The following is a 19316-nucleotide window of genomic DNA, read 5'->3' as shown; positions in this document are numbered from 1 at the left end:
GTACAAAATGGATATAAAATAAGCATAAAAAGAAGTCAAAACAGAGTAAAACCCGCTAAATATCTAAACCAAAAGTCTTAATTAATGCATCGCAAAGCTTATCTGGACAATCGAGACTCAAGTCATGACCCGCCGCCTCAAACGCCATAGGTTCACTTTGATAATGCCTACCAAGTTGATAGGTGCACTCAGGGCTAACTAACGTATCTTCAGCGCCATAAAAGAACTTTACTGCCACGCTTATTCGGCTTGGACAATTAAAGCGACTACAGGCTAATACCTGCCGTAATGTATTCACAGGCCGTGTTGCAAGCTGCTTTCGATATTGACTCCATTTTTTGATCAAATCGATACTGTTACCGTGTTTGTGACTCGTCAAGCTAATCACCATTGACTCTATAATACTAATATCACTAGCTTTTAGATTAGTAGCCCTGAAATCACTAGGGCCAAGTTTAGCAGCTATGATCTCTTGATCTGCTATATTCGCTATCGTTCTACCTTTAATTCGTCGTCTAAAGGCTGAAATTACGCCACCAATTTGAAAACGTTGGTACCAAGGGGATAAGTTAGCGGCGCTGGAATTAATAACCACAACGCCCTTAATCATGCAGGCCCTGTGCCTTCCATGACTTTGCTGCTGATGTGAGCGCTGTAAACTTAACTCGGGGCCTTGTCTCGCGGCTAAATCTAGCGCAATCATCCCTCCCATGGATAATCCCACTAGATAAAATACGTTAGCTTCAACTTGACCTGTTTGGCTCAACTGATTCATCAGTTCGAATTGTTTTAAGATCTCATCGCCATACGCAGCTATGCTCAATGGACTTGGTTGATTAACTAAATCGCCATTGCCCAAGGTATCAATGGCACTGACATTATGTTTACCAGACAGTCTATGTCGCAGAGTGAGCTCAAACTCCCCCCAATGGCGCTTATCTCGCATTAATCCTCGTAACAACACCACTGTCGCCATTCGCTTCCTCCTTGCTTTCTAGCAATAAACCCCGTGATACTTGAGCTTTGGAGCTAGTCATACCATAACTGATAGGCAAGCAGATCAAGTTTGTGCAGTTGCTTCACTGTAAGATTTTCCAATGTACGGCTCGCAGCTATATCTATTAAAAATTGCATAAATACCGTATGTTTACGTAACGTCCTATGGTATCGGTGCGTTTTTTGAGGATTAAACAAACCTGCAAAGTTAAACAATTGTCGCGGATTCTTCTTTACCCAACTCCAAGATCCCATCTCCAACGTTAGTGGAATAAAAGGCACATTGCTGCCCTCGGAAATTAAATAATCCCAAATATCACCGTGAGTTTGATAGATGAGGCTCTGGGGAGAAAAACGATAATGATTATGATGCGGAAAGCTCGATTCAAAGGCGTGCTTGAGCTGGTACACCCGCCCTATATTCTCCATCGGGCTTTGACTACTGGCATAGGGAAACCATACGTGATCGGATAAGCCAAACCCAGAGTGAGCATCTAACGCTATAACACTAGAACTGGTCGACAACAGCGACTTCATATAGCTCACTAAAGCCTTAGTTTCTCGCTCCATACCTGACTTACCTCTATACCAGGGCAGCCAAGGCGATATTCTATGCCCTCCGACCAAAAAAGTGACCTTATCAGAGGACGTAATTGGAGCGTTACGCATTAAGTCTACGCCTTGACCATTGCAACGAGTGCCCTTTAATAGTCCAACAGGGTTAACGATAGGGATAAAAGACAGCCGTACCTGAGTGAGTAAATACTGCAGCTGCGTATCCCATTCAAGTCGACTTAATAAACTTGCTAGCAGGGCTAACTGAACTTGAGAGCCGATTCTTTCGACACCGTGTACGCCCCCAATAAAAACGACCGTTGGCATATTAGGTTCATCACTACCAAGTTCTGCCCGAATAACCGGATACAACTTTCCTGCAAAATCAACCTCTGTCAGAGTTTTTACGCGCAATAAGGGATGACAAGCAATAAGGTTATTTAAGGTATCAAGCTCAAAAGGAAAACATTCCATTACACAACAAGGTCAAGTGACGATAAGCGCAGCATACTGTTAGATTGCGTCAATTGAGGGACAGATTAATGACATCATTGCTTCATATTTTCTTCCAAAATGGCTTGTACGTTAATTTGTACTAAACCTTTATTAAAACGATCTCGCCACTTACGGCCTTGTTCATTATTCTTAAAGGCAATAAACAACTCTTTATAGACCAATAGCTTTTTATTAAATTGTAATTTACGCTTCGCCCCCTCCATATTGGGCCGTTCCAAAATATACTGAAGAACATGCTCATCGATAATTGCTGCGTCAATACGCCCAGTAGCAACCTTATTAACATTATGTAGATCAGAGGACACGACCTCAAATGGCTGTGAACCTTGTGCCATCATAGCGTCAAACTCAGTGGTGTTGACATAACCTTGAACCACGCCAATGGTGTGCTGATTTAAATCACTTTGCTGCGTCCAGCTAATAGGGTGAGATTTTTGCTCCAACAACCCTAAGCCACTGCGTCCCATCGACTGTGAAAACACAAACTTATCAGTTGGATAGGAATACTCAGGTAGGTAACCAAGATATTTAGAGTCATTCCGAGAAGCCATTCTTACCGCTCGACTCCATGGGTAAAAGTCAACGATAACATTATGTCCAACCGCGTCTAATGCAGCTTTAGTTACTGCAATACACGCACCTTGGTTTCTTAATTGCTCTCCGGAAAAGGGTGGCCAATGAACAGACGCCAAATACAGCGTATCGGCATGAGCGCCGTAAGAAACGGATAAAACCAGTAACCAAGCCGCAGCCTTAGCTTGTCTTTTAAAAAAATTCACCCAAGCCACATGATTTTTAAATTGAAGAGTAAGACTCATTTTCACATCTTGCCTTGTGCATACTCAAAACCCTCACTCAAACATTGCGACTCAGTAATCGTGAACCCGCAGCGAGGGTCAGTACCAACATTGTTTAACCTACCCAAGATTTTAGTCAATACGCACCATAAAGCCAAAAATGTCATTGGGTAGGCATTGAAAGCGCAGAGCCAGCTAAGCCCAAATCTCGGTTTAGTCTTTGTTACAATTAATTCAAATCAGAACCTTGGCTTTGGATTACACTAAATATACACGTTAGCGAAAAGCGCGCAAAAATCATGATAAAAAAGGTGAGCAGATGATGAAAAAAGCGATGATCACACTTATTGGAGGCTGTCTCTCGATTTTAGGTGCTTTACTTGTGGTCCTCCCAGGACCTGCATGGCTACTTTTACCCATAGGCTTAGCGATACTTAGCCTTGAATACCCATGGGCACGTCAGTGGTTAAAGAAGAGCCAAGCGCATTTAAGTAAAACGGCGCGATGGATAGACAGGAAAATGCTATTGAGACGACTTAAGCAAAAGTAAGCCCCCTCTTATAAATTAACTTGTTTTTTTGAATCAAGTGACATTAGCGTACCACACATCAAGATCATTGATTATTTATAGCAGCTGTACTAAATAACCCGAGTTCAGATTAAATATGTAATGGGTATTAAGACTCTCGAGTTTATCATTTACGCTGAAAGCACAGTATTGTGCACTTACTAACCAACCCTACCTAACATTAGGTATGATGTCTGAGACATCGCTCGCAATTTATCAATCCAAATCAACGATAGTCCTAATCGAAACAAAGCGTTACCTTATTTTATAAAACTGCATTATTATCGCCTCTTAAATTAACCCTATATATTGTAATGTTTAATTGAGGCTAAAATGAATAAGCTTAGTTTGCTCTCTATCGCTCTTCTTTCTACTTTGTCTGTCAGCTCAAATGCATCCAGTGAGCCCATAGAAATCATTCCTGCGGCGGTTATAACAAACCCTGAAAAAGTTGAGCTCGGTAAGATGTTATTCTTCGAACCAAGATTATCTAAATCAGGCTTTATTTCATGTAATTCATGCCACAACTTATCTACTGGCGGCGTTGATGCGTTACCAACATCAATTGGTCACAACTGGCAAGAAGGTCCAATCAACTCGCCTACTGTTCTAAACGCCGAATATGGACTAGCACAATTTTGGGATGGCAGAGCGAAAGATCTTAAAGAGCAAGCTGCGGGCCCAATCGCTAACCCTAAAGAGATGGGCTTTACCCATGAACTTGCAGTCGATACCGTACGTTCTATGCCTGCATACCAAGCACGCTTTGAAACCGTCTATGACTCAAAAACTATCAGCATGGATATGATCACCGATGCGATAGCAGAATTTGAAAAAACCTTAGTCACGCCAAACGCGCCATTCGATCTATACCTTCAGGGTGATAAAGACGCGATTAGCGAGCAAGCAAAAGCCGGTTACCAGTTATTTAAAGATAAAGGCTGTGTAAGCTGTCACAACGGTCCTGCTGTTGGCGGCACTATGTATATGAAAATGGGTCTTGTTAAACCATTCCATACCGATAACCCAGCTGAAGGCAGAAAGGCTGTAACAGGCAAAGAAGCTGATAAGTTTGTATTTAAGGTGCCAACACTACGTAATATCGAATTGACCTATCCGTACTTCCACGATGGCAGTGTTTGGGAGCTTGAAGAAGCAGTTAACACCATGGCAGATATTCAACTAGGTCAAACGCTGTCTGATAAAGAAGTTAAAGAGATGGTGGCATTCTTAAATTCACTAACAGGTGAGCAGCCACAAATCGTGTTGCCAATCTTACCGCCATCAAATAAAAACACACCAAGGCCTGTGCCGTTTGCCGATTAGGCTTAATAGCAATCAGTCACAATAAGAAGAGCCGCATTAAGCGGCTGTTCTTTATTTAAGGCTTTGGACTAATGTTGGTGTCTTAAAGCGAGATTGATAAATCGGTGAGCGACTTAGTCAAGCCGCGATGCCATTAAATATGAGCTTAGATTACCGCGTTCCTGTCAAACAGCTTCTTGACACTTTAATGTTTGAAAGCGCTCAATAATCGCAAACAACACCCCTTGGCGGCGCATATTACTTAACACGCCAGGGCTAAACTTATCTATTCTCGCCATAGCCGTTAATAGCAACCGGCATTCATAAAGTGAGGCATCGCCAATATACTCAGGCCGATCAACCATATAACTATTGTCATACCACTCACTCCAATTAAATTCATCGAGTAACATGCCGCTCTGGTCTAGATCAGCCACAAACTCCTGTAACCTTTTATCGGAAACAAAATGGTTGCTCAGTTTTAAATCACCCACATATTTAGCATACAGGCCTGTAACGTAGCTTTTTAAAAGTGCCTTGTTCATGGTTAACCTCCAGCTTACATTGGTACCTGCGTGCTTTTTATCGATAAAAATCACTTGATGCAAAAGTAATTGCATAGCCTGTACCAAGTTTTGATAAGGCTATTTTAATTGAAATACGCTGAACGCAAACTTAACAACAAGATCTACAACTTAATGCGATAAAGACAGTGCCTTAAGCGGGCTCAAGCAACAGAAAACAGTTCAAGAAAACCAGTGTAACGTCTAATAATTCGTGAGTATTTCTCAGTCATATTGCCACTTTATGTATCAATCCCTGTGATAAAGTAATTCTTTTGCGTTTCGCCACGCAAACTGCAATTACCGTTACCGCATCTATACTATACCCAAGCCACCTGAAGATGCAGGCTTCAGTGGGAATTTAATGCGCTTTAAGCAAGGCGTTGATTGCAGTTAATGCTTGTTCCCTTAGCAAGATCAATAACGCAGCAGAAAGTGCATTAAAACCCATCGAAGAAGGCTTTGCGCAAGGCCTCTGAAATGAGCATGTTCAAGTCGTTTGGGTATATAGCCACCTCCTTTATTTAGGAGCAGAGAACTAAGGCTATAATAAAACTGACTTATTTTAGTATCATAGTGTTATGCACCACTATCGGAGCATTAAGTACCAGTCCACTCCATTTCGCAAAAAACGAAAAAACATGATAAGGCCAAAGGTAAACCTCTACCACTCGGGTGGCAAAAGAGGCTACAACGCGGTGATAGGTTGAGTGACGATATTTTCTCAAGAGGGAAAATAACCTCGCCCATTGACCGAAATGGTAATATCGTCATTGATGTCGACAACACACCGGTTAAGATCAATACAAAACTCGCGAGATCATTGATATCCTCATAAAGGACAATTAACAGCAATATAAATACAGTAAGCTAGATGGGGCTGTTATTTTTTTATCCCAACTTGAGTTAATTTCCTTCTATGTTCGCCGCTATTGATGTATAGAAAAACCGTGTTCTGCACTAAACTCTTCCATAATTAAATTGGTAAATAATCGTCCAGCACGGCCTAAGGGGCGTTCCATGGTCGACACTAGCTGAGGAGTAAAGCTGTAACGATTCCCCCCATTAAAATCCACTTCTACCAGTTCACCACTTTTAAGCTCAGATTCAATTAAAAAGCCAGGCATCCAACCAAAGCCTAACCCCATTAACAGTGCATTTTTCTTCATGATAAACCCTGAAAGGTAAAACACCTTATCGCCACCAAATTGCAATTCATCTCGATAGTGTTTATCTGATGAGGAGTCTTCAATGGTTAATTCTACGTGCTGTTGTAGCTCAAACAGACTCAGCTTTTTCTCATTTGCCAATAGATGGTCAGCAGCAACAACTAAAACACTAGTAATATCAGGTAAGGCTTGCGGCCGATAACTTGGCCCCGTTCGATAATCTTTCACCAACATTAAATCAGCGCTAACTCGCTCAAACCTATCTTGAACACCGCCTAGAAACTCCATGTTGAGCTGGACTTTGGTAGGGATCTGTAATTCAGCAAGACGTTTTAACGCGCGCATAATAGGTTTCATTGGCAAAGCGCCGTCGATAACAATCTCAAGTTTAGGCTCCCAGCCTTCACTAAAGCGACTCGCTAAATGCTCAATATTGGCAAGGTACTGCAGTAACCTTTGCCCTTCAGCCAAGATAACTTTGCCCTCAGGTGTTAATTCTGCTCGATACTGGTCGCGACAAAAAAGATTTACGCCAAGGTGTTGCTCAAGCTTTTTAACCTGGTAACTCACTGCAGACTGAGCCTTATGTAAACGCTCTGCAGCCTTAGCAAAACTGCCCTCTTCGACTAAAACCTGCAGTACTTTAAACGCATCAACATCGATTCGCATATTGCTTCCTTTGCGTAAACCTAAACATACCATCTAAAATTTAGATGATGTTGAGCCAATTATTATTCTTTTTTTTGTTTGTTTAAGCAACTAAATTGAAGCTAGATCACATTACAACCTAGATAAGTGCGCTAGCACACTGAAGGAAAGCGAATATGCCATTTTATGTGAAGCAAGGAACTATTCCCGCTAAGCGACATATCACATTCAAAAAAGACAATGGAGAACTCTACCGTGAAGAGTTGTTTTCCACTCATGGCTTTTCCAATATCTACTCGAATAAGTATCACCACAATATGCCGACCAAGGCGCTTGCTGTTAGCCCTTATATGCTATCTCATGGCGAAGACTGGCAAGACTCTTTGGTACAGAACTATAAACTCGACACAAAGTTAGCAGACTGCAGTGGTAATTTTTTTAATAGCCGCAATAAAATCTTCTTTAATAATGATGTGGCCATGTACACGGCAAATGTTACTGAAGAGACCTGCGAGTTTTATCGTAATGCCTATGCAGACGAAGTGGTATTTGTTCATGAAGGTGAAGGTACACTCTATAGTGAGTATGGCGCGCTTAGCGTTAAAAAGTGGGACTACCTAGTGATCCCTCGCGGCACAACTTATCAGTTAACATTTAATGACTACAGCAATGTAAGACTGTTTGTTATTGAGTCATCAACTATGGTTGAGGTACCAAAGCATTTTCGTAACGAATACGGCCAGATGCTTGAATCGGCGCCCTACTGTGAGCGCGATATCCGCACGCCCGAGTTACAAGAAGCCATCGTAGAGCAAGGCGACTTCCCGTTAGTGTGTAAATTCGGTGATAAGTATCAACTGACATCACTTGAATGGCACCCATTTGATTTAGTCGGCTGGGACGGCTGTGTGTACCCGTGGGCCTTTAATATCCAGGAATACGCCCCTAAAGTGGGTAAAATCCACCTGCCACCATCGGACCACCTCGTATTTACCGCGCACAACTTTGTTATCTGCAATTTTGTACCGCGCCCGTACGACTTTCACCCGCAGTCTATACCTGCACCTTACTATCACAGCAATATCGACAGTGATGAAGTGCTTTATTACGTCGATGGCGACTTTATGAGCCGTACAGGCATTGAAGCGGGTTATATGACACTACACCAAAAAGGCGTGCCTCACGGACCTCAACCAGGCCGTACTGAAGCCTCTATTGGTAAAACCGAAACCTACGAATACGCAGTGATGGTCGATACCTTCGCCCCACTCAAACTCACTGAACATGTAAAGCATTGCATGAGCAACGACTACAACCGTTCTTGGATTGAAAGCTAACGCGATAGTTCATGAATTAAGGCCACCAATAGAGTGGCTGGTATGTAGCATCAAATTGACAGAGGACATTACAATGGCAAGCGAACAAAACCCACTAGGCTTACTCGGCATCGAATTCACCGAGTTTGCCACACCTGAACAAGACTATATGCATCAGGTCTTTATTGATTTCGGTTTTTCATTGCTGAAAAAGTCAAAATCTAAAGAGATTTTGTACTACAAACAAAATGACATTAACTTTCTGTTGAATACCGAACGTAAAGGTTTTTCTGCCGAGTTTGCTAAAAGCCATGGCCCAGCAATTTGCTCAATGGGCTGGCGCGTTGAAGACGCCCAATTGGCTTTTGAAGGTGCGGTTGCGCGTGGCGCTAAACCTGCTGACGATGCAGCCAAAGACATGCCTTATCCCGCAATTTACGGCATTGGTGATAGCCTTATCTATTTCATCGACACCTTTGGTGAAACCGACAATATCTATGCCACCGATTTTGAGGATTTGGACGAACAAGTCATTGTTCAGGAGAAAGGCTTTATCGAAGTCGACCACCTCACCAATAATGTCTACAAAGGCACCATGGAGCACTGGTCAAATTTCTATAAAGACATTTTTGGTTTTACTGAAGTACGCTACTTCGACATTAAAGGCTCACAAACAGCGCTTATCTCATACGCCCTTCGCTCGCCAGATGGCAGTTTCTGTATTCCAATCAATGAAGGTAAAGGCAGCGATAAAAACCAAATCGACGAATACCTACGCGAATACGACGGCCCGGGTGTACAACACCTTGCCTTTAGAAGCCGTGATATCGTGGGCTCACTCGACGCGATGGAAGGCACCTCTATTCAGACCTTAGATATCATTCCTGAATATTACGATACCATCTTTGAAAAATTGCCTCAGGTTACCGAGGATCGTGAACGAATTAAGCATCATCAGATTTTAGTCGACGGTGACGAAGACGGTTACCTACTACAAATTTTCACTAAAAACCTATTTGGGCCAATTTTTATCGAGATCATCCAGCGTAAAAACAATTTAGGATTTGGTGAAGGCAACTTTACCGCACTGTTTGAGTCGATAGAGCGTGACCAAAAACGACGCGGCGTGCTGTAAATAGAAGAATGATTTAGCACTCGTCTCACCATCAAAGACGCTAAAAGTACGCACAAAGGTAACTGCTCAAGCCGTTTAAGCGCTTGAGCTTTACCTCCGTGTTCTTCGTGAAAGCGAAGCGCTTGGTGGTGAGGTTAATGCTTTTAAAAAAGTTATGCTTATACGATACTTTCAGCGTTCGCTAACTCGTTTCTGGACAGAAGTTTGTTGGAGATTGCATCTCGACTAGCCCTTACATCGAAATCAAACTTCGTTTGATAACAAAGCCCCCAAAGACTCGATATATTTTGGCTAAGAGTGGCATCTAACAAAAGTGGTTCCAATGGCCTGCGGCCAGCGCATGTGCAGACACTGCCGTGACACGCAGCAAGTCCATCCTTGGAAGCTCGGCCATGACGTCCATGTCATGGACGGTCACGGCCGTATCTACACCAAGTTGGAACAGCTCACTCTTTAATGTTTAGAGTTGCGGCTAAAGCTCTAGCTAGTTTCTGGACAGAAACAAGTCAGATTATTTACTATGGTTCGGGAAGTTTAGATGAGAAAAAGTATCTCAACTTCCCTAATTCACTCCGACCCCTTTATCCCGTACTTGAAAAAGTTCCTCGCTAGTTAGTTTGCAGCACTAGTGCTGCAAACTAACTGATTAAAAAAACACTGTAAAATCCTCTAAAATTGATTGTTGGATTGTTGGGTCAACTTGTTGTAGAGCTTCGAAAGCAGATTGAACATCGTGATGTCCAGTAAATTGTTGTGTTCTGCTAATGTCAGATCCTAGCTCAATATAAGTGTTTTTCTCATCAAATAAGAAATTAATATCGACACCATTTTTGCAATCTTTGGCAATAGAGAATTCATTTGTTGCGACTAAAAATTCATACCAATATCGGTAATCATTTACTTTAGGAAACTGTTCAAGATCTAACATTGATATATATTGTGAGTCGAACAAACCTTCTATGAGATTAGGAAAGCTTCTGGCTTTAGCAATTAACTCAACCTCACTGATTTTATCTTCAGCGTGTTCTGTATCTGTTGAGCGTAGTAAGACCTTGATAAGTTCTTCTGATTTCTTAGTCGCGATAGTGAGATCGTCGATGAGCCTATTGGTAATTTTGGCATTGTCGCTTCTAGACCTTTCTGCAAGTAAATCATACATCATTCCAGCCCATTGCTTCTTTAGGTAACTCTCCATATCAGAGAAGTCATTGAAAGGCACAATTGCATTGTTAAGGCTGTTTCGTCTTACTTCATCAATGAAGCCAAAAATCTTAATATTATCGATACTCGGATAGTTAATTTGTTCGTAGATATCGCGGTTAGTTTTTTTGTTAGTGATGTAAGTGTAATGATCTGAATGAACAGCGCTTTCAACTAGCGCAAAAACAGGGATTTTGTTTTTAACGGCTTCGCGATACTCATTGTTTGTAATTGAGCCTTCTTTTTCGTTGTGCTCACCGCCGTAACGGCCACCAATAATGAGTATAAATAACTGGCAAGTTGCTACTTCGGTAAGACAAGCATCATGGGTGTGCTGGTCAACACCGTAGTAGACGTCACCATCATCGGATAGCACAGGCTCATAGCCAATCGTTTTCACGAAGTATTTTAGGTTTTCTCTAATGTGCTTTAAGTCGTAGCACGTAGAACTGATGAAGACTCTAGGAATGGCCAAGTGTAAGTCCTTTTATTTTGTAAGATTATCGAGCAAAAAGGCCACACTACTTGCTAACTGTGGTAGCCCGGTTCCTATTGTTATTACTGACGAGGCATTTGCTAACGTTGACCAGATATCTTGCCTCAAATCTGACTTGTTAACGGCCTCTCTGAAGTCAGTATCAATAACTGCTTTACCATATATCGAGTTCAATGATTCAATGATTGGAACATATCCAGTTAAGAAGTATTCATCTATATGATTAATTACAGTATTGAGGCTTCGAACAAGAAATTCCTTTATGTTTAGCTCGAAATCACTCTCCTGAATTTGATTAACCAACCCTTGAAGAGCTTCTTTGGTGTCAGATAGCTTTTCAGCTGGGACCTCTTTAATGCTGGAGTGCGCATTTAGCAGCTGAGCGTGTCCTTTTATGTAATTCATTGAATGCTGGTCGATTAAGCCAATTGTGTTTGACCACTGTGCATTCATATGCACTTTTTTCATTGCATTATTCATTTGACTTGACCAATGGTTAACCGTCACATTGTCAAAAGCACCTATGTCATTAAGAGCCTGAATTATTTTTTCAGTTAAACTGAAAAAACTAGGGACTCTGTGAAGTAAAAGAATTTCATTATTCTCTACATTCAGTAATTGAGATAAGGCTGTTCTAGTTAGTGCTGTAGCAGGTATTTTTCTGCCTTTTTCAAGTAACGTATGTAGTTGCTGGGCAGGATTGTCTATTTGCATGAAATTCACTTAGCTATATTGGTTAACCACTTATTTGAAGCGGATAAAGCAGAAAATATAATGATGTTCATCATATGGTTAAGCAAATCTAATCGATCAGTAAGTGCTTGGCAATAGGTAAAGTTGCCATGTGCGTTGCTTAACCCGCTCTAAATTCATTGGTTGCGAGCCAAATAATGAGGTCATATTATTTTGCTCAATTTAGCAAACGCTTGAGTAACTTTCACGTCTGTCGTTATTAAGCTCGAATTATTGGTTTGACGGTTCTAGGCTATACATTGTTCAAAACATATAAGCCTGTTAGGGGAAAATCCTACCTGTCCTTCAAATGCTAGTCGATGGTCGTATTGAGCCTGTTGTATATGTGCCGCGTTCTACATGCAAGTGCATCATTACAACTAACTCATTTGTAGTGGCAAACTAAAATTGAAGAGACAGCCATCCAGAAGTTTATGTTTATGTGCCACCATAACACAGCAAAAGAGCTCCAAGATGGCCTACACTCACCTTAAAGAAAAGATAGGCATAATTTTTAGACTCTGCAAAACCCTTTCAGATTAGCTTTCCTATAGCCAAAGCTTTACTGCTCCTATTTACCTTTTGTTCTGCGAAAATGATTTTGGGGCATTTTCAATTTATCCATCGAAACCACTATTCCCTAAATGAAGGCACCAATTATCCAGTGTAGGTACAGCTGCGGGCTTCGATGACAGGGATGTCATCGCAGAGCCTACAGGGATTGTACTTGCGGCGTTTCGCAACTGTATCTGCACATACCCCGCTGGAGGCGATTAATAACCATGAAGTGGCAATCCAGAACGAGCTTCCCTGTAGCCACAAAACTAAAAAATGTAATCAGCCTTCATTCCAAGGCTAACCAACTTTGGGGCATTTCCAAGCTAGCAATCAAACCTGCACGGCCCAAATGAAGGCACCAATTATCCGGTGTAGATACAGCCGTGACCGTCCATGTTTTGGTGAGAGGTAACGGAGTTATCAAGTTTTCGAACGAGAGGCAGGATGCCGAACTGGCTTTTTAGCAGGGATGCTATTCGTCATGGCCGAGCTTCCAAGGATGGACTTGTTGCGTGTCACGGCAGTGTCTGCACATAAGGTCGTTCCTTCACATCTGACCCATAGGGATATGGGAAATGTCATTATGATGTAGGGAACATCATTGACCATGTGATCACGACATTCGGACGTCCTGTCCAGCACCCGCTGCAGGCGATTGATAACTCTAAAGCTACGATCCAGAATTCACTATTTGGTAACACAAACCAAAAAATCTCAGTTCTAAAGATCTTTGTTTTGGGCGCTAACAGATTGAATTCAAAAGAGCCAGCTAATGCTGGCTAAACCGTACGTGCTTAGGATCGCTATTTTATATGACTAAAAACTAGCTCACCGACTGGTTTTTATGCTCTCTGCTCTACCCTAACCCACGTTTATTCTCTACACTGTGCCACCTTTTTCTATCCATGCTCGATTAATCTCGATTTGAATTAAATAATGCCAGATTTAACTTTATTAGCCGTGTTTTTACCGACCTTCTTTTTTGTCTCCATTACCCCGGGAATGTGCATGACTCTTGCCATGACGCTGGGTATGAGTATTGGCTTTCGCCGCACGCTATGGATGATGCTTGGTGAGCTCGTTGGCGTCGCCTTGGTGGCCGTCGCTGCAGTCATGGGCGTTGCCAGCATCATGCTTAACTATCCTGAGCTGTTTTCAATTCTTAAATGGGCTGGCGGACTCTATTTAGTCTACATCGGCATTAATATGTGGCGTTCAAGGGGAAAGATGGCGATTGTTGAAGGTCAACAAACATCTAGCGTCAGTAACCTTGAACTTATCTCTCAAGGCTTTTTCACCGCAATCGCTAATCCTAAGGGCTGGGCGTTTATGGTGTCATTACTGCCGCCATTTATTAGTGTTGAACGCGAAGTCGCGCCGCAACTTTTGGCGCTAGTCAGCATTATTCTATTTACCGAATTAACTAGTATGATGGCTTACGCCGCAGGTGGAAAAAGCTTAAGAATATTCTTAAGCCGCGGTGATAACATAAAATGGATGAACCGTATTGCAGGTAGCCTGATGATAGGTGTGGGCCTCTGGTTAGCGCTTGGCTAACCCGTACTTCTAAATAACGTAAGGCTAATTATGGATAATATTAGCCTTATATCTTAAAAACTGTAACGCTATATCCAATAACGTTTAGAGCGAATTTTAGTCAGAGACTCAACCCAAGCTTAGAGCTCTATAAGCTAAAATGGTCATAAATCGATTTACTTTTAAAATGCTAAGCCTGTAGCGCTTAGGGCTTTTCTTTCCTCAACAAGCTTGCCCTTCACCTTCTACTTTGAACATGATTTGCTTATTAAGCACACACTCCCTACTAGCTATTCGCTGCTATCTCACGCAATTCCACGCAATAGCCTAGCCAAGATAAAACAACAAACTAGACACGTGTCTTGAAATTACTGAGTGCACAACTGTATAATTAACTGCCAACCCATTAACAGAGGCACGCGACATGCTAAAAAAAACAGGACCAACCCTTTTTAACAACCTCATCACTACTTTAATCATCACTAGCGGCTTTCTCACCTCAACGGCATCAAGTGCGATGACCATCGAAGGTCAAAAAGTATCAGTCAGCGCCAATGACTCAACGGTCTACGTATCAGCCTACATGGCACCGGTGCTTTGTTCCAAAGGTGGGGTAAAGTTAACCGCAGTTGGCGAATTTTCTATCGATATAGTGTCAATCTACTGCCTAAATGATGCCCAAGTGGATAAGCTCATCGAGGGGCTACAAGAGGCGAAAGCCGAGTCTGCAAAGCTAAAAGCACTGTCAAACTAAAAGCCTTTATAGTGGCTTAATGATCTAAGTATTAATGCTAGAAATATTAATGATTTATGTATCGGCCTTGATAGCCCTATACCAGATTAGTTTCACACAAGCAGTAACGCTAATCACAAGCGTTATAAAGCAGCTAAGGACCCCCTATGAACAATATTGTCACCCTTAAAGCAAACCTAGCCAGCGCCTTAAATCGTCAACGTTTAGCAGAAGAGCGTCAACTAACTCTGAACTGGTTTGAGCGTATGTTAGATCACTCTCTAGCTAATGCTGATACTCGGGTCGATGCAGCAAGAAAAGCACTGAGTGAGGCAACACATCAAACAAAGCAATGTAGATCAGGTCTTTACGATACGCTATGCAGTGGTGATTACGAAAATACCAACATCGTAAATGCCACAGCGGCAGTAATTATTCGAGCCATTGTCAGGTAATAAGTGACGCTTTGATGCCAATTAACGGTATGAGAAATAATCAGTTTTTCTATTTGATTGAGTACTGACATTACATCCTCCACACAATGGGGTTTTAAGGGTTAACAATGAACTACCTAGTAAACAATAAGCGTCATCACGACCATGTGCATTATTACGGTACAGGCGCAATCTTTGATATCGAGCCACACCAACACGGCCACACAGAGTTAGTACAAGCTAAGGTTGGTGATTCAATGTTCGTTATCAATAACAAACTTAATGTTGAGTTTGAACATGAGATCACCAAGATAGAAACTGTGGGCAGTTTTCTCGTGTTCTTTGGTCGACGGATAAAGCGCCCTAGCCTGTACTACCCCACATTCATCCGTCAGCGGAAGATCGAATCAGCTAAGATAAGCGAGCACAAAATGTTGCGCGGTTTTAATGCTGTAGCGTTTAGCTAACCACCACAGATCCTTTGTTAGTTACTGAAAGATTAGCACTAAATTTAAACAGTACAGTATGAACATCAACCATGTATTAAGCTGAAATCAATCACAAAGAGTTGCCTGCTATCTCATTGATGCTACTGCTCAGTTAGTAGTGTGAAAATAGGATCGATTGCCCCGACTTGCATTTAACACCAATAAACGTCACATTGCTGTCACGATATTTGAAACACACTGGTTTCAATCAACAACATTTAGCGCCACTTCTGTGACGACTACGACTCACTCGTTTCCTTGCTTTTATAACCGTTAATCATCATATTTGGGCAATAACAATAAATACAAAGGATTGAAAATGCGCGCTTTTAAGACTCTAGCTGACAAGACCCTAGCCCTTAAAACCTCAGACTTTAAAACTTCTTACCCTAAAATATCTGGCTTTAAAGTATTAGCCTTCACCATTTCGATGGCTATCCCCTTGACTACTCTAACGCTTGCTGCAAGTTTCCCATTACAAGCAACAGCTAAAGAAACCTCGATTTATAGCCATATGGCGACCGCTCAACCTATTTGGGCACAGCATGGCATGGTATCGAGTCAGGAGGCGCTTGCGACTCAGGCGGGGGTTGAAATTTTAAAACAAGGCGGCAACGCGGTTGATGCCGCGGTGGCTGTTGGTTTTAGCTTGGCTGTAACACTGCCAAGAGCGGGTAACATCGGTGGCGGTGGCTTTATGCTAGTTCACCTAAGCGAGCCCAATAAAACCATCGCTATCGATTATCGCGAAATGGCGCCCGCTAAAGCCCATCGTGATATTTTCCTCGATGAACAAGGTAATCCCGTGGATAAGCTAAGCCGTGAACATGGTCTTGCAGTAGGCGTCCCTGGCACTGTGATGGGAATGGAGCTTGCATTAGAAAAATACGGCACCATGACCATGAAACAGGTGAGTCAAACTGCGATTAACCAGGCTAAAGAAGGAATTAAAGTCACACCGGATCTGCATGCCTCTTTATCTGGCCTTAAACGCCGCATCGCCCAATGGCCTAGTTCTGCCGAAATATTTTACAAAGCCGATGGGAGTGACTACCAAACCGGTGAACTATTAAAACAGCCGGAATTAGCGCACTCGCTTTCATTAATCGCCAAACACGGTAGTAAAGGCTTCTATGAGGGCGAGACCGCACAAAAGCTGGTTAACGCCATCCAATCTGCTGGCGGGATCATGACCTTAGGCGATCTTAAACACTATAAAGTAATTGAGCGAGAGCCCGTTGTCGGTGAGTACCGAGGTTATCAAGTAGTCTCTATGCCACCGCCTTCATCGGGCGGCATTCACATTATCGAAATGCTCAATATGCTAGAAGGCTACCCCATAAAAGAGCTTGGCCTTAACACGGCAGCCACCTTGCATTTGATGACTGAGGCGATGAAACGCGCCTATGCCGACCGCAGCGAATACTTAGGCGACCCTGATTTTTATGATGTGCCTGTTAACGCATTAGTGAGTAAGGATTACGCTAAGCAATTAGCCAAGCAAATCTCATTAGATAAGACTACGCCAAGCACAGACATTAAGCCCGGCAAACTTGCCCCCTATGAGAGCAATCAAACCACACATTACTCTGTGGTGGATAAATGGGGTAACGCCGTATCAAATACTTATACCCTCAACTTTAGCTATGGCTCAGGCCTAGTCGCTAAAGGGACGGGGATTCTACTCAATAATGAAATGGATGACTTTTCGGCTAAACCGGGCGTGCCTAACGGCTATGGTCTGGTTGGCGGTGAAGCTAATGCAGTAGAGGCAAACAAGCGTCCTTTAAGCTCGATGAGCCCAACCATTGTGATGAAAGATGGCAAACCTTATATCGTCACAGGTAGCCCTGGGGGATCACGCATTATTACCACTACGATGCAGATCATCATGAATGTGATTGACCACGATTTAAATATTGCCGAGGCCACCAATGCGCCGCGCGTTCATCACCAATGGCTGCCCGATGTTTTGCGGGTTGAGCATACGCTCAATCGAGATACACTGACCTTACTCAAGGCCAAAGGCCATGAGGTAAAAGTGAATAATGCCATGGGTTCGACGCAATCGATTATGGTTACAGAACAAGGTATTTTTGGCGCAAGTGATCCGCGCCGCGCAGGTAGCGAGACCGCTGGCTATTAACGTCATTGCAATAGGCGTTTAGACTAAGCCGTTTAATACAAAACCGGCCCTTAGCATAGTGCATAGCTAAGGGCCTTTTTGTGGATAGATCAAAACCGCACTATTGATTCAGCAGCTTATGAATCAGCAGCTTAAAAGCGATTACTCAGTCACAGTATTTGGCTTAATAACGCTCTAGGATGCTTAGCAAGAATCGAAATAGCATTTTAATAAACCTTCATTTTGCGGAGCCTAACAATGAGCCCTACTCTACACAACCAACACTCCCATAAAGTTACCCCGATTATTCTTGACTGCGATCCAGGCCATGATGATGCCATTTCATTAATTTTAGCAATGAGCAGCAATAAGCTTAATCCTTTAGCGGTAACCACCAGCGCAGGCAATCAAACTCCCGATAAAACCTTAAACAACGCGCTGCGTATTTTAACCTTACTTGAGCGTCACGATATCCCCGTTGCCGCAGGCGCACCTAAGCCGTTAGCTCGTGAGCTGATTATTGCGGATAATGTGCATGGTGAAAGTGGCTTAGATGGCCCAAAACTGCCCGATCCAGCTTTTGCACCGCAATCGATATCTGGCATTGAGCTGATGGCGCAAAAAGTACGTGAAAGTGACGAAGCGGTAACGCTAGTGCCCTCTGGGCCGTTAACCAATATCGCACTGTTTTTAGCGACCTACCCTGAACTTCATTGCAAGGTAGAGCGGATCGTGTTGATGGGCGGCGCTGCCGAAGCGGGTAACTGGACACCAGCAGCTGAGTTCAATATCTTTGTTGATCCAGAAGCCGCCGACATGGTGTTTAAGTCTGGTATTCCTATCACCATGTGTGGCCTTGATATTACTCACCAAGCACAAATTATGGATGAAGATATTGAGCGTATTCGTAAAATACCTAACCCTGTGGCTAAGTGTGTTGCAGAGTTGCTCGACTTCTTTATGATCTACCACAGAGATCCTAAGTGGGGCTTTGAAGGCGCTCCACTACACGACCCTTGTACTATCGCTTGGCTACTTAAACCTGAGCTATTCACCTCATACGACTGCTGGGTTGGCGTAGAGACTAAGGGCGAATACACCCAAGGCATGACGGTTGTTGATCGTTACCAATTGACCAATAACCCTCACAATACTCAAGTGTTATGTAAACTCGATCGACAAGGTTTTGTTGATTTAATCGTTGAATGCTTAAACGCATATAACTAATGATTTTTAGCTAATGAGCTGCAGCTAGCCTGTTATCGCTAACGCTGTACTGATAGCGCTGTACTGATAGCGCTATATTGATAGCACTAAATTGATAGCGCTATATTGATAGCGCTGTACTGATAGCGCTATATTGATAGTCCTATATTGATAGTCCTATATTGATAGTCCTATATTGATAGTCCTATATTGATAGTCCTATATTGATAGTCCTATATT

At 42.6% G+C, this 19316-nt stretch carries 17 protein-coding genes; 10 read left to right on the top strand and 7 right to left on the bottom strand.

The features are described from left to right. Positions 1-55: 55 nt before the first annotated feature. The 3 genes from ACVBIL_RS06230 to ACVBIL_RS06220 form a co-directional block, all read right to left on the bottom strand. Entirely contained in the window at positions 56-976 is a 921-nt protein-coding gene (locus tag ACVBIL_RS06230) for an alpha/beta fold hydrolase (RefSeq protein WP_447166117.1), read from the bottom strand. Positions 977-1029: 53 nt separating this feature from the next. Continuing rightward, positions 1030-2025 carry a M14 family zinc carboxypeptidase gene (locus ACVBIL_RS06225; protein ID WP_447166116.1) on the bottom strand — a complete coding sequence of 332 codons (996 nt, stop codon included), beginning with the start codon at positions 2023-2025 and terminating at the stop codon, positions 1030-1032. Positions 2026-2099: 74 nt separating this feature from the next. Further along, positions 2100-2885, bottom strand: coding sequence for a substrate-binding periplasmic protein (locus ACVBIL_RS06220; protein ID WP_447166115.1), 786 nt, complete (start codon positions 2883-2885; stop codon positions 2100-2102). Between the two features lie 298 nt (positions 2886-3183). Between ACVBIL_RS06220 and ACVBIL_RS06215 the strand changes: the two genes are divergently transcribed. Together ACVBIL_RS06215 and ACVBIL_RS06210 are read left to right on the top strand one after the other, a co-directional pair. Then, positions 3184-3414 (top strand): PGPGW domain-containing protein, encoded by a 231-nt coding sequence (locus tag ACVBIL_RS06215; protein ID WP_447166114.1) that lies wholly within the window; start codon positions 3184-3186, stop codon positions 3412-3414. 351 nt (positions 3415-3765) lie between these two features. Continuing rightward, complete coding sequence (locus tag ACVBIL_RS06210) at positions 3766-4758, top strand: cytochrome-c peroxidase (protein ID WP_447166113.1); 993 nt, start codon at positions 3766-3768, stop codon at positions 4756-4758. A gap of 164 nt (positions 4759-4922) precedes the next feature. Here ACVBIL_RS06210 and ACVBIL_RS06205 read toward each other — a convergent pair whose 3' ends face one another. Both ACVBIL_RS06205 and ACVBIL_RS06200 read right to left on the bottom strand, forming a co-directional pair. Next, positions 4923-5282, bottom strand: coding sequence for a DUF6508 domain-containing protein (locus ACVBIL_RS06205; protein WP_447166201.1), 360 nt, complete (start codon positions 5280-5282; stop codon positions 4923-4925). A gap of 947 nt (positions 5283-6229) precedes the next feature. Next, the gene (locus ACVBIL_RS06200) at positions 6230-7138 is read right to left on the bottom strand and encodes a LysR family transcriptional regulator (RefSeq protein WP_447166112.1); all 909 of its coding nucleotides are present in this window, start codon (positions 7136-7138) and stop codon (positions 6230-6232) included. Between the two features lie 155 nt (positions 7139-7293). Here ACVBIL_RS06200 and ACVBIL_RS06195 point away from each other — a divergent pair, with 155 nt between their 5' ends. Both ACVBIL_RS06195 and hppD read left to right on the top strand, forming a co-directional pair. Further along, positions 7294-8454, top strand: a complete 1161-nt coding sequence (locus ACVBIL_RS06195; RefSeq protein WP_447166111.1) for a homogentisate 1,2-dioxygenase — start codon at positions 7294-7296, stop codon at positions 8452-8454. A gap of 73 nt (positions 8455-8527) precedes the next feature. Beyond that, on the top strand, positions 8528-9568 hold the full coding sequence (hppD, locus tag ACVBIL_RS06190) for a 4-hydroxyphenylpyruvate dioxygenase (protein ID WP_447161374.1): 1041 nt from the start codon (positions 8528-8530) through the stop codon (positions 9566-9568). Between the two features lie 646 nt (positions 9569-10214). On the opposite strand, the gene ACVBIL_RS06185 is transcribed toward hppD, so the two are convergent. Next, positions 10215-11243 carry a DUF4062 domain-containing protein gene (locus ACVBIL_RS06185; protein ID WP_447166110.1) on the bottom strand — a complete coding sequence of 343 codons (1029 nt, stop codon included), beginning with the start codon at positions 11241-11243 and terminating at the stop codon, positions 10215-10217. A 12-nt stretch (positions 11244-11255) separates the two neighbouring features. Beyond that, the gene (locus tag ACVBIL_RS06180) at positions 11256-11978 is read right to left on the bottom strand and encodes a hypothetical protein (protein ID WP_447166109.1); all 723 of its coding nucleotides are present in this window, start codon (positions 11976-11978) and stop codon (positions 11256-11258) included. 1512 nt (positions 11979-13490) lie between these two features. Between ACVBIL_RS06180 and ACVBIL_RS06175 the strand changes: the two genes are divergently transcribed. The 6 genes from ACVBIL_RS06175 to rihA all read left to right on the top strand — a co-directional run bounded on the left by ACVBIL_RS06175 (position 13491) and on the right by rihA (position 19097). Further along, entirely contained in the window at positions 13491-14111 is a 621-nt protein-coding gene (locus ACVBIL_RS06175) for a LysE family translocator (RefSeq protein WP_447162861.1), read from the top strand. A 403-nt stretch (positions 14112-14514) separates the two neighbouring features. Then, the gene (locus ACVBIL_RS06170; protein ID WP_447166108.1) at positions 14515-14844 is read left to right on the top strand and encodes a hypothetical protein; all 330 of its coding nucleotides are present in this window, start codon (positions 14515-14517) and stop codon (positions 14842-14844) included. A 146-nt stretch (positions 14845-14990) separates the two neighbouring features. Then, positions 14991-15278, top strand: a complete 288-nt coding sequence (locus tag ACVBIL_RS06165; RefSeq protein ID WP_447166107.1) for a hypothetical protein — start codon at positions 14991-14993, stop codon at positions 15276-15278. 107 nt (positions 15279-15385) lie between these two features. Then, complete coding sequence (locus ACVBIL_RS06160; RefSeq protein ID WP_447166106.1) at positions 15386-15724, top strand: hypothetical protein; 339 nt, start codon at positions 15386-15388, stop codon at positions 15722-15724. Between the two features lie 451 nt (positions 15725-16175). Then, positions 16176-17891 carry a gamma-glutamyltransferase gene (ggt, locus tag ACVBIL_RS06155; RefSeq protein WP_447166200.1) on the top strand — a complete coding sequence of 572 codons (1716 nt, stop codon included), beginning with the start codon at positions 16176-16178 and terminating at the stop codon, positions 17889-17891. 237 nt (positions 17892-18128) lie between these two features. Next, positions 18129-19097: a pyrimidine-specific ribonucleoside hydrolase RihA gene (gene rihA, locus ACVBIL_RS06150; protein ID WP_447162017.1), complete on the top strand. Its 969-nt coding sequence runs from the start codon at positions 18129-18131 to the stop codon at positions 19095-19097. The last annotated feature ends 219 nt before the right edge of the window (positions 19098-19316 follow it).

The sequence above is a fragment of the Shewanella sp. 125m-7 genome (assembly GCF_052977045.1).
This window is presented reverse-complemented; position numbering and strand designations above follow the sequence as displayed.